Here is an 11,827-nt window from a genome sequence, read left to right on the forward strand (position 1 = left end):
ATCCCGCTGATCCTGAGGGCGGTGCTTTCAGCTGTCTTCTGTTGGGCGGCACGGGCGATGGACCCGGCCCGAATTCCAACAGCAAGCGCACAGGGCTGATCTGGGCAAAAACGGTCCTTGGTGTGATCGTTTCCGTTGGCTCTTTGCGCTGCTGGCCGTATGAACTGGCCAGCACCCGGAATGCGATGGAAGTGAACGTCAGCGGCGGTCAGTGGCGGTGGGATATCGATGCCACCGAGATCCCGGTCGGCACGCTGGTCAATTTCAACGTGGCAACCGGGGACGTCACCGACGGCATGGGCATCCATGACAGCAGCTTGACACTGCTGACCCAGGTGCAGGCGATCCCCGGTTGCACCACCCGGGTCACCTATACGTTTGAGGAGCCCGGCGGCTACCAGCTCCTGAGTATGGAGTATTGCGGAGTGGCCCATCAGGACTTGGTCAAGGAATTCGAAGTTGTAGCGGTGGAGGAATAAAGGAGCACTGCATCTGAACCCGTTGCGGCTGGGTACCCTGCGGCGGGATAACCCGGCCGCGGAGGTTTTCCGCTTCAAGGAACCGGTGAAGGTGCCGCTTGTGCAGAGCCGGAATGAGGTCAAACGCATTCTGGCCATGGCGCCCGGCCCGAAAGCGCGCGTAGCAGAGGCGCGAAGGCTGCCGGGCCCCGCAAGGTGCGGCGCAGGCTCATCAAAGCCCGCAATATCCGTGGCCAAAATGCCGCACATCATTCAAACGTCGCGCACGGGGTCCGAAAAACGGGCAGCAAAATTCTTTATCACAGGGCGTAGTGATGCGTTTGAACGGTTTCTGAGAGTGCCGGTAAGCAACGGCGGTTGACTGCTCCCGCAACTACCGTTTCCAAAGGGCATGATCCCGGCCAATTCGCCAATAAGGTCAAGCTGATGGCCTTCGGACGCCACACTGTCCGGAACCATCCGCACCTCCGAAATCAAGGCTCGCCGCGCCGCTGTGGCCTGCTGCCTCACCTTTGGCGCGTACAGAGGCCGGGATGCAGCCGCAGGGCAGGCGCTGGCGGGTGACAGCCCAGAGCATCGTTGGCGCATTGCGGCATGAACTTTGCGAAATGCGGCGGAAAGCTGCATCCGGCTAGGAAATTGTTAGAGAGTGCAGCTTAAACCCACAGGCAATATGCACGTAATGAAGGTTCCGCACTAATGCTCCGACTCCCCGATTTTCTGTACCGTCTGCCTGTTCGTATCTATGCGCTGGCGGCGCTGGCTCTCAGTCTGACGGCTGTGCTGACTTTCCTGCTGCTGTCACAATCCGTCAAAAACGCCTATGAAATGCGCTATACCGAGCTGCACAACGTCACAGACACCGCAGTCAGCCTGCTGCGCGATCTGGAAGAAGGTGTGAAATCCGGCCGCTTCACCGAGCAGGAGGCCCGGGACATCGGCCGAGAGCGGCTCACCGCCTTGCGTTTCGGCGATGCAGGTTATGTTTTTGTCTTCGACCATGATCTGGTGGTGCAGGCGCATCCGACGGTGCCCGCTTGGAATGGCACCAATCAGGGCGCCTACGAGGATGTGACCGGCATCAAAGTGTTCCAGGAGCTGGAGAAAATCGCCGCAGCTAATGGGGCAGGGGAGCTTACATATTACTTTAAGAAACCTGATTCCGACGTGATCGAAGCCAAGATCGGCTATGTGCAGGCCTATGAACCCTGGGGCTGGATTGTCGGCACCGGCGCCTATGTCTCGGATATCGAGTCGGACGTGGCGCTGATGCGCAATGAGGCGCTGATCATTCTGGGCATCAGCCTGGTGACGCTGTCGATTGCCGCCTATTTCATCACCCGCAGTGTCACCGGACCGCTGAACGGTCTCAAGTCCCGCATGCAGACCTTGGCCGATGGCGACACCGGCAGTGAAATCCCCTGTGCCAATGCGCGCAGCGAAATGGGAGAGATTGCCCAAAGCCTCGATGTGTTCCGCCAGGCACTGATCCGTCAGAAAGATCTGGAGAAGGCCGAGCAGCTGCGCAATGAAAAGCGCAGCAATGTTGTGGCCGTGCTCAGCGGCAAACTGTCAGCCCTGTCGCAGGGGGACCTGACCGCGCAGATCACCGAGGTTTTCCCTGAGAATTACGAGCAGCTGCGCCAGGATTTCAACACCACCGCGCAGAACCTCAGCGCCACGGTCGAGCAAGTGATTGCCGCGGCCGCCAGCATCCGCAGCGGTGCTGCAGAAATCAGCCAGGCTTCGGATGACCTGTCGCACCGCACCGAAAGCCAGGCCGCCACGCTGGAACAGACCGCCGCTGCGCTGGATGAGCTGACCGCAAGCGTCAAATCCGCCGCCGACGGCGCCCGCAGCGTCGAAGCGACCATGGACGAGGCCAAGGAAGAGGCCCGCACCAGCGGCGAAGTGGTGCAGAGCGCGGTGTCCGCGATGACCGAGATCGAAGAAAGCTCCAACAAGATCAGCCAGATTATCTCGGTGATCGACGACATTGCCTTCCAAACCAACCTTCTGGCGCTGAACGCGGGTGTCGAGGCGGCGCGCGCAGGCGAGGCAGGGCGCGGCTTTGCGGTGGTGGCGTCTGAAGTGCGGGCGCTGGCACAGCGGTCGTCAGACGCGGCGATGGAGATCAAGACGCTGATCTCGGACAGCTCCGGCCAGGTGGCCCGCGGTGTGGATCTGGTGGGCAAGGCGGGGGATGCGCTGCAAAGCATCGTCAGCCAGGTTACCCATATTTCGCAGCTGGTCTCCGGCATTGCAGAAGGCGCGGCGGAGCAGTCCACCGGCCTGAATGAGATCAACACCGGCGTCACTCAGCTGGATCAGGTCACCCAGCAGAACGCGGCGATGGTGGAAGAGGCGACGGCCGCCGGCCATTTGCTGAAGACCGATGCCTCCAAGCTGACCGATCTGGTGGCGCACTTCAAAATCCCTGGCGGCCGTGTGGCAGCTGCTCCGGCCCAGGCGGCCAGCACGCCGGCATCTGTGCCGTCCGCCCATGGCAACGATGACTGGGACATGCAGCCCGCCGCGCAGCCTGTTGCTGCGGCCAGCGGCAACGCAGCCAAGAATATGTGGCAGGATTTCTGATCCATCTGGCAACCTTCACAGACAAACAAAAAAGCGCCCGGGGATTTCCCCGGGCGCTTTTTGTTTCGGACTGTCCGGAAAGATCAGCCGATGATCGCATTCAGTGTGGCACTGGGACGCATCACCTTGGCCTTCAACGCGGCGCTCGGACGGTAATAGCCGCCGATGTCTGCCGCCGGACCCTGGGCTGCGGCCAGCTCGCTGATGATCTGCTCCTCCTTGGCGCCCAGCTCTTCGGCGATGGGGGCAAAATGCGCCGCCAGATCCGCATCTTCGGTCTGTGCTGCCAGGGCTTCGGCCCAATAGCGGGCAAACCAGTAGTGGCTGTCGCGGTTGTCCGGCTGGCCAACCTTGCGCGAGGGCGAGCGGTTGTGGTCGAGAATGCCTTGGGTGGCGTCCTCTGCCGCGGCGCCCAGCACACCTGCTTTGGCGTTGTCCTTGTTGTCGGCCAGGAAGTTCAGGCTTTCCCCCAGGGCGCAGAATTCACCCATCGAATCCCAGCGCAGGTGGTTTTCCTCGACCAGCTGCTGCACGTGTTTCGGGGCGGAACCGCCGGCGCCGGTCTCAAACAGCCCGCCGCCCTGCATCAGCTTGACGATTGACAGCATCTTGGCCGAGGTGCCCAGCTCCAGGATCGGGAACAGGTCGGTCAGATAGTCGCGCAGCACGTTGCCGGTGATGGCGATGCTGTCCTTGCCCGCAGTAATGGTCTCCAGGCTCTGGCGGGTTGCCTCGCGCGGGGCCAGGGTCTGGAACTTGTCCGCAACGCCAGCGGCTTGCAGCGCAGGCTGCACGTATTTGATCAGCTCGGCGTCATGGGCGCGGTTTGCGTCCAGCCAGAAGATCGATTCCGAACCGGTCAGCCGCTGACGGTCCATCGCCAGCTGGATCCAGTTCTCGATCGGCGCCTTCTTCACAGTGCAGGCCCGCCAGATGTCACCCGCCTCAACGTCGTGCGAATGCAGCGTCTCGCCGTTGGCCAGAACCACCCGGATGGTACCGTCTGCGGGTGCCTCAAAAGTTGTGGGGTGGGAGCCGTATTCCTCGGCCTTCTGCGCCATCAGGCCGACGTTAGCGACGGCACCGGCGGTGGTCACGTCCAGCGCGCCATTGGCTTTGAAGAAATTGATGGTCTCGTCATAGATCGTGGCATAGCAGCGGTCGGGGATCACGCAGTTGGTGTCGCCCTTGTTGCCGTTCTGATCCCAGCCCTTGCCGCCGGCGCGGATCACCGCGGGCATCGAGGCGTCGATGATCACATCGGACGGCACATGCAGGTTGGTGATGCCCTTGTCGCTGTCGACCATATACATGTCGGGGCGCTCGGCACGGACCGCGTCGATAGCGGCCATGATCTCTGCGTTGTCCTTGACCCGCGCCAGCAGGTCGCCCAGACCCGAGTTCGGGTTCACACCCAGCGCGTCCAGTTCAGTCCCGAATTTGCCGAACACCGGCGCCAGCCAGGCCTTGACGGCGTGGCCGAAGATGATCGGGTCGGAGACCTTCATCATGGTGGCCTTCATGTGCAGCGAGAACATCGTGCCGTCAGCCTTGGTGTCCGCGATCGCCTCCGTCAGAAAGGCGGCCAGGGCCTTGGCAGACATGAAGGTCGCATCGGCCACGGTGCCGTCTTCCAGCGGCCAGGCGTCTTTCAGCACGGTGACCGAGCCATCTTTGGCGGTGAATTCGATTCTTGCGTCCCCGGCCTGCGCGGCGGTGATGGTGGCGGATTTCTCGTTTGCATAGAAATCATTGCCCGGCATCGACGACACTTTGGTCTTGCTGTCTGCCGACCATGCGCCCATCGAATGCGGGTTCTTTTGGGCAAAGTTCTTCACTGCCTTGGCGGCGCGACGGTCGGAATTGCCTTCGCGCAGGACCGGATTTACAGCCGAGCCCTTGATCGCATCAAAGCGCGCGCGGATGTCTTTTTCGGCGTCTGTGGCGGGTTCTGCCGGGTAGTCCGGAATGGCATAGCCCTGGCCCTGCAGTTCCGTGACAGCGGCAACCAGCTGCGGCACCGAGGCAGAGACATTGGGCAGTTTGATGACATTGGCGTCCGGGTTTTTCACCAGCTGGCCCAGCTCGGCCAGATCATCGCTTTGGCGCTGTTCTGCGGTCAGCCCTTCCGGGAAGGCTGCAATGATGCGCCCGGCAAGCGAAATATCCTTGGTTCCGACCGAGACACCAGCGGCTGCGGCAAACTTGCGGATGATCGGCAAGAAGGATGCCGAGGCCAGTTCGGGCGCTTCGTCTACAATGGTATACAATATGTCCGGGGTTTGATTTTTTGCCATGTTTCACAACCTTTCAGCGATCTCGGAGGCTTTTGTGACGTCAGCGCAGACAGGCCGCGCCAGGTTCGGGTATTCCGGTGCTGCCGCGGCGGTGCCCTGAAAATGGGCGGAACCCGGCCTGGCAGCCAATGGTATGGCCCCCATGTAGAACACGATTGCTGCGGGTGCAATGGTTTGGCGCATCTGCACCCCGCGCGGATTGCCGCGGCTGCGCGCAGGCGGGCGGGAGAGGGGCGCTGCCCCTCTTGGGCCTGCGGCCCAATTCACCCCGGAGTATTTGGGGGAAAGATGAAAATTGAGAGAGAAGGGGATTATTCGCGCAGCTCACCCGGTGCGACGCCCCAGAGTTTTTTCTTAGGCGCCCAGCCGCTGTAGCCGCCGGCCGAGATTTCACACCAGCTGGTTTCGCAGTCGCCGAGGCGGGCAACCACGCCCAGTTCAAATGCGGCGGTTACCGGCGCGCGGGAGTCCGGGCGCGCGTGCACGGTCAGCATGTCTTCTTCGATCAGCACCGTGCGCACGCCGGACAGCAGCGCGTAATGCACCCAGCCGCCGGCCCCTTCGCGGTCTTGAACCCGGCGCCAGTGGCCGTATTCCGCGGTGATCTCCAGCGGCATGCCGCGGCGTTTGAACACCCAGTCGATCTTATGGGTCAGCGAAGGGCCGCGGCGCACATTGCCCTTGGCGGCCTTCATCGAGACATAACGGGGCAGCGGCAGGTTGGTGACAGGGCCGCGGGATTCGGCGGCGCACACAGCCCCCGCCAGCGCCAAGGATACCGCTGCCGCTGCCGCTGCCAGATGGCGCATTGCGATTGCCGCTTTTTTCACTGCCTGCTCGCCTCATTTTGCCCAGCCGGATCAGGCCCAGCCTCTTGTTCCGGTCTTCTGCCCGCCCTTTGGCACTGGCCGGGAAATTTCCGGCCTGCGGCAAGGGAGTTGCGCTTGGGTTCTTGTGCCCGCCCGCGTCCTGCGCCACGATGCCATGGAGGCGTGCGGAATGAAAAGCCCAAGGGAGAGCGCAAGTGCCAAGAGACCGACTGAGTGTTGTTGTTACGCGACGGTTGCCGGAGCCTGTGGAAACCCGGCTGAGCGAGTTGTTCAATGTGCGCCTGCGCGAGGATGACGCGCCGATGTCCCGGGCCGAGCTGGCCGCGGCGGTGAAGGATGCCGATGTGCTGGTGCCCACGGTCACCGATACCATTGATGCAGGGATCCTGGGGCAGGCGGGCGAGCGGCTGCGGCTGATTGCGAATTACGGCGCGGGCGTTGACCATATTGATGTGTCCACTGCCCGTCAGCGCGGCATTCTGGTCTCCAACACCCCCGGGGTGCTGACCGATGATACTGCTGACATGGCAATGGCGCTGATCATGGCAGTGGTGCGCCGCATGCCCGAGGGGCTCGCCGTGATGCAGAAGGGCGACTGGAAAGGCTGGGCGCCCACAGCGCTGTTGGGCGGGCGGATTGCCGGGCGCCGTCTTGGCATCCTTGGCATGGGACGGATCGGCCAGGCCGTGGCCAAGCGCGCGGCGGCCTTTGGCATGCAGATCCACTACCATAACCGCCGCCGGTTGCGTCCCGAAACCGAAGAGACGTTGGAGGCCACCTATTGGGAAAGCCTCGATCAGATGGTGGCGCGGATGGATGTGATCTCCATCAACTGCCCCTCGACACCCTCCACCTTTCACCTGATGAATGCGCGGCGGTTGAAGCTGATGAAACCCTCGGCGGTGATCGTGAACACCTCGCGCGGCGAGGTGATCGACGAACACGCCCTGACCCGCATGCTGCGCTCGAATGAGATCGCCGGTGCCGGCCTTGATGTTTATGAACACGGCACCGACATCAACCCGCGCCTGCGCGAGCTGCCCAATGTTGTGCTGCTGCCGCATATGGGCTCGGCCACAATCGAGGGCCGGATCGAGATGGGCGAGAAGGTGCTGTTGAATATCAAGACCTTCGAGGATGGCCACCGGCCGCCGGATCAGGTGGTGCCCTCGATGCTGTAACTGCCCGCGCTCCGGGCCGGAATTTAAGAAAGGATTTTTCCATGAGACACTTGATTCTGGCCTGTATCGTCGGCGCCGGCAGTGCCGCCGCGCAGGAGGCCGCCGACGCCGTGGCCCCTGAGGGGGCAACCGCCGGCACGTTTGAGGCACTCTCGGCGGAAGCCGCCGCCGCTATGGAGGCCAAATCCGCAGGCCAGCCCGTAGAAGCCGAAAACTGGATGGTGGCTGCCGCCAATCCGCATGCGGTGGAGGCCGGTGCTGCCGTGCTGCGCGCAGGCGGCACCGCGGCAGATGCGATGGTGGCGGTGCAGACCGTGCTGGGACTGGTGGAGCCGCAATCTTCCGGCCTGGGCGGCGGCGCGTTTCTGGTCTGGTATGACGCTGCTGCGGGCGAGCTGACCACGCTGGACGGGCGCGAGACGGCGCCGCTGGCCGCCACGCCAATCTTGTTTCAGGATGAAAACGGCGAGCCGTTGAAATTCTTTGATGCGGTTGTCGGCGGCCTGTCTGTCGGCACGCCGGGCACCCCGGCTCTGCTGGAGGCCGCGCACCGGCGCTGGGGACAGGCCAACTGGCCGTCACTGTTTGAACCGGCGATCCAGCTGGCCGAGGAAGGTTTTTCCGTCTCCCCGCGCCTGGCAGGGCTGGTGGCAGATGATGCAGAGCGGCTTGCACGGTTCCCAGCCACCGCGGAATACTTCCTGCCGGACGGCGCACCCATTGCCGAAGGCGCTATGCTGCTGAACCCGGACTATGCCGCCACCTTGCGGGCGCTGGCACAGGACGGGGCAGGGGCGTTTTACACCGGTCCCATCGCGGCGGAGATCGTCCGCACCGTCAACACTGCCGAGGGCAACCCGGGCGTGCTGTCCGCCACCGATCTGGCGCTTTATCAGGTCAGGGAACGTCCGGCAGTCTGTGCGGCCTACCGCGATTTTGAGGCTTGCGGTATGGGGCCGCCGTCCTCCGGCGCGCTGACGGTGGGGCAGATCCTCGGAATGCTTGGGCAGTATGATCTGGCAGAACTGGGCGCAGACAGTGCCGAGGCCTGGCGGCTGATCGGCGATGCTTCGCGGCTCGCCTTCGCCGACCGGGGCCGTTACATGGCGGACAGTGATTTTGTGCCGGTGCCGACGCATGGGCTGGTGGCAGCGGATTACCTCGCCAGCCGGGCAGAGCTGCTGCAAAGCGGTGATGCGCTGCCCGAGGCGGCGCCGGGCACGCCCGAGTTCGATCATGCGCTGTTGCTGGCGGATGACGAGTCGATCGAGCTGCCCTCGACCTCGCATATCTCGATTGTGGACCAGTACGGTAACGTGCTGTCGATGACCACGACGATAGAAAACGCCTTTGGCTCGCGGCTGATGGCGGGCGGGTTCCTGTTGAATAATGAGCTGACGGATTTCTCCTTCCGCACTCATGCGGACGGCGTGCCCATTGCCAACCGGCTGGAACCGGGCAAGCGTCCGCGCTCCTCGATGGCGCCGACGATCGTGCTGCGGGACGGCAAGCCGGTGCTGGCCATCGGCTCCCCCGGCGGCAGCCGGATTATCGGCTATGTGGCGAAATCCATCGTGGCATGGGCCGATTGGGGGATGAACATCCAAGCGGCGCTGGCGCTGCCGCATCTGGTCAACCGGTTCGGCACCTATGATCTGGAGGCAGGCACCAGCGCCGAGGGGTTGGAGCAGGCGCTGACAGACATGGGGTATGAGGTCAATATCCGCGATCTGACCTCCGGCCTGCACGCAATTGAAATCGGCGAGGGGCTGAGGGGAGCTGCGGACCCGAGACGGGAAGGGATTGCGCTGGGCGGTTAGCCCGTTATGGCCCGGCCGCCATGCCGGGCGGCATCAGCGCTACGGGGTTCTGGGTATTGCTGAACTGCAAGTTCGCGGCTTAGGTTAACAGGTGAAGTTCCGGGCTCTGTGCCCTGACCCCGAGGAGACCCATCATGGTGCAAGCCATCTCATTGCCCCGCAACGAGGCCGGGATTGCCGCCGCTGTGGAAACGCTGAAACAGCGGTTCGGCGATCAGCTGCAAACTGGCCAAGCCATCCGCGATCAGCACGGCCACACCACTACCTGGATCACCAACCAGCCCCCCGATGCAGTGGTCTTCCCCACCTCTGCGGAAGAAGTTTCCGAGATTATCAAGGTCTGCGCCGAATACGGCGTGCCGGTCATTCCCTTCGGCACCGGCACCTCTCTGGAAGGGCATGTGAACGCCCCCGCCGGCGGTATCTGCATCGACATGATGCGGATGGACAGGATTATCGCCGTCCATGCCGAAGACCTCGACGTGGTGGTGCAGCCCGGCGTCACCCGTGAACAGCTCAACACCAATCTGCGCGATCAGGGTCTGTTTTTCCCGATCGATCCCGGCGCCAATGCATCCTTGGGCGGGATGGCGGCGACGCGGGCCTCGGGCACCAATGCGGTGCGTTATGGCACCATGAAGGACAACGTGCTGGCGCTTGAGGCGGTGATGGCCGACGGCGGCGTGATCCGCACGGCGCAGCGGGCCAGGAAATCCTCGGCAGGTTATGACATGACTAGCCTGCTGGTCGGCTCCGAGGGCACCCTGGGCCTGATCACCGAGCTGACGCTGAAACTGCAGGGCATCCCCGAGGCGGTCCGCTCCGCCCGCTGCTCCTTCCGCACCGTGGACGACGCCTGCCGCGCGGTGATGATGACCATCCAATACGGCATCCCCGTTGCCCGCATCGAACTGCTGGATGCGCTCAGCGTGCGGGCGGCCAATGCCTATTCCGGCCTCGACCTGCCAGAGACGCCGCTGCTGCTGCTGGAATTCCACGGCTCGGACGCGGGCGTGGTGGAACAGTCGGACATGTTTGCCTCCATCGCCGAGGAATTCAGCGGCTTTGATTTCGCGGCAACCTCAACGGCGGAGGAGCGCAACAAGCTTTGGCAGGCGCGCCATGACATGTATTGGGCCAGCCTGCAGCTGCGCCCGGGCGCCAAGGGGATTTCGACCGATGTCTGCGTGCCGATCTCGCGCCTTGCGGAATGCGTCGGCGCCGCGCGGGACAAAGCCGAGGGCATGGGGCTGATGGCGCCGATTGTCGGCCATGTGGGCGACGGCAATTTTCACGCGCTGCTGCTGATTGATATGGACAGCGGGATCGAGCGGCAGAAGGCGGATGATTTTGTCGGCTGGCTCAACGATCTGGCGATCTCGATGGACGGCACCTGCACCGGCGAACACGGCATCGGCCAAGGCAAACGGCCCTATCTGCAAAAGGAGCTGGGCAAGACAACCCGTTACATGGCTGCGGTCAAGGCCGCACTGGACCCGGAGAACATCATGAATCCGGGCAAGATCCTGGAGATGTGATCCGCAAACGTCCGCCAGCCGTCCGCACTGGGCCAGTGGAGGATTTGAATATTTGGAAAAAGGTGAAGCACAAGCCGGTCGCTTCATCTTTTCTCAAATACTCACTGCGCAACGGGGCCAACGGGATGCAGTGCCAGGATGTTGCGCCCCCGGCGCACGCCTGCCTCAGCGTATCTTAAATCCGCTCTGTCATGATCCCCCTTGATCGCGGTCACCGCCGGGCCTGACATCCCCGGCATTTTGGAACAGGGCCCTGTGGCAAGGGCACGCAGAGACAAGTTTCAGCGTGCGGGAGAAACCTCCCGTCCCGCCTCCGCCTCCATGGCGGCGCCGCCATTCCTTACTGCTGACGATCAAAGCATCAGACAGCACCCAAGGATCAGCACCGGCAGAATGCGGCAGCAACCGGCAGGGCAGGGTCCTGGCTGGGCAGCGGCAATTGCACTGCATTCTTCCCTGAAATGCCGGAAAGCTGCCGTAATTCTGCGCCGGGTCCTGAATTGGGATGAAGCCGGAGCGTTTCGCAAAACCGGAGAACGGCATGGGACTGAAAAAGGCTATGGGCATTCTGGTGTTCAGCACCCAGGCGGTGATTGGCTATGACTACTACATCCAGACCCGTGCCGCGGGGCTGAATTGGGGGGATCTCAGCGCCACCGACTACAGCACCATCCTGCAGGACCGCTTTACCCGCGCCCGTGCCGCCAAGGAGGCAACCAGCCTCGCCGGGCTTGCTGCCGGGGATGGCCAGTCGATTTGGAGCGAGGCGGCGGGCTATGGCAAGAGCCTGCTCTCGGGCGGTCAGCAGGTTGCAGATGCACAGAGCAACGAGGACGCGCCGCAGCCCGTCTGCATCCGCCGCGGCAATGTTGCGGACTGCTGACAGCCTCAAACCAGCCTGATCAAGGCACCACAGGGGGCGCCGGCCCGCTTTCTGCTGCGTAGAAAAACGCCATTTCCGGCAGGCCTTCCATCAAAATCCTGTATGCTGTGGCGCGCAAGGTCGGTTTTGGCTGTTTTTGCGTCGGCCTGATTTTGCGCCGATTGCGCGGCTTGGGCATAACCGCAGGCAAGAATCTCACAAAGC

Annotated in this window: 8 protein-coding genes; 6 read left to right on the top strand and 2 right to left on the bottom strand. The window is 63.0% G+C overall.

What is annotated here, in order from left to right; genetic code table 11:
• Nucleotides 1-122: 122 nt before the first annotated feature.
• The gene (locus K3724_RS04755) at nucleotides 123-479 is read left to right on the top strand and encodes a cytochrome C oxidase subunit I (protein ID WP_259990560.1); all 357 of its coding nucleotides are present in this window, start codon (nucleotides 123-125) and stop codon (nucleotides 477-479) included.
• Nucleotides 480-1,178: 699 nt separating this feature from the next.
• Nucleotides 1,179-3,074 carry a methyl-accepting chemotaxis protein gene (locus tag K3724_RS04760; protein WP_259990562.1) on the top strand — a complete coding sequence of 632 codons (1,896 nt, stop codon included), beginning with the start codon at nucleotides 1,179-1,181 and terminating at the stop codon, nucleotides 3,072-3,074.
• Between the two features lie 83 nt (nucleotides 3,075-3,157).
• Here the strand turns inward: K3724_RS04760 and K3724_RS04765 are convergent, their stop codons facing one another.
• Nucleotides 3,158-5,371, bottom strand: coding sequence for an NADP-dependent isocitrate dehydrogenase (locus K3724_RS04765; protein WP_259990564.1), 2,214 nt, complete (start codon nucleotides 5,369-5,371; stop codon nucleotides 3,158-3,160).
• A gap of 311 nt (nucleotides 5,372-5,682) precedes the next feature.
• Nucleotides 5,683-6,180: an SH3 domain-containing protein gene (locus K3724_RS04770; RefSeq protein ID WP_409201414.1), complete on the bottom strand. Its 498-nt coding sequence runs from the start codon at nucleotides 6,178-6,180 to the stop codon at nucleotides 5,683-5,685.
• 215 nt (nucleotides 6,181-6,395) lie between these two features.
• Between K3724_RS04770 and K3724_RS04775 the strand changes: the two genes are divergently transcribed.
• From K3724_RS04775 to K3724_RS04790, 4 genes are all read left to right on the top strand, one after another.
• Nucleotides 6,396-7,382: a D-glycerate dehydrogenase gene (locus tag K3724_RS04775; RefSeq protein ID WP_259990565.1), complete on the top strand. Its 987-nt coding sequence runs from the start codon at nucleotides 6,396-6,398 to the stop codon at nucleotides 7,380-7,382.
• Between the two features lie 41 nt (nucleotides 7,383-7,423).
• Entirely contained in the window at nucleotides 7,424-9,202 is a 1,779-nt protein-coding gene (gene ggt, locus K3724_RS04780; protein WP_259990567.1) for a gamma-glutamyltransferase, read from the top strand.
• Nucleotides 9,203-9,336: 134 nt separating this feature from the next.
• Nucleotides 9,337-10,740 carry an FAD-binding oxidoreductase gene (locus tag K3724_RS04785; protein WP_259990569.1) on the top strand — a complete coding sequence of 468 codons (1,404 nt, stop codon included), beginning with the start codon at nucleotides 9,337-9,339 and terminating at the stop codon, nucleotides 10,738-10,740.
• 541 nt (nucleotides 10,741-11,281) lie between these two features.
• Nucleotides 11,282-11,623 carry a hypothetical protein gene (locus K3724_RS04790; RefSeq protein WP_259990571.1) on the top strand — a complete coding sequence of 114 codons (342 nt, stop codon included), beginning with the start codon at nucleotides 11,282-11,284 and terminating at the stop codon, nucleotides 11,621-11,623.
• Nucleotides 11,624-11,827: the final 204 nt, after the last annotated feature.

Source organism: Leisingera sp. M658 (assembly GCF_025144145.1).
GTDB lineage: Bacteria > Pseudomonadota > Alphaproteobacteria > Rhodobacterales > Rhodobacteraceae > Leisingera.

Bases quoted from the DNA above. Each gene is read 5' to 3' on its own strand.
- K3724_RS04760 (WP_259990562.1), top strand. From the start codon at position 1,179: ATGCTCCGACTCCCCGATTTTCTGTACCGTCTGCCTGTTCGTATCTAT.
- K3724_RS04765 (WP_259990564.1), bottom strand. From the start codon at position 5,371: ATGGCAAAAAATCAAACCCCGGACATATTGTATACCATTGTAGACGAA.
- K3724_RS04770 (WP_409201414.1), bottom strand. From the start codon at position 6,180: ATGCGCCATCTGGCAGCGGCAGCGGCAGCGGTATCCTTGGCGCTGGCG.
- ggt (WP_259990567.1), top strand. From the start codon at position 7,424: ATGAGACACTTGATTCTGGCCTGTATCGTCGGCGCCGGCAGTGCCGCC.
- K3724_RS04785 (WP_259990569.1), top strand. From the start codon at position 9,337: ATGGTGCAAGCCATCTCATTGCCCCGCAACGAGGCCGGGATTGCCGCC.
- K3724_RS04790 (WP_259990571.1), top strand. From the start codon at position 11,282: ATGGGACTGAAAAAGGCTATGGGCATTCTGGTGTTCAGCACCCAGGCG.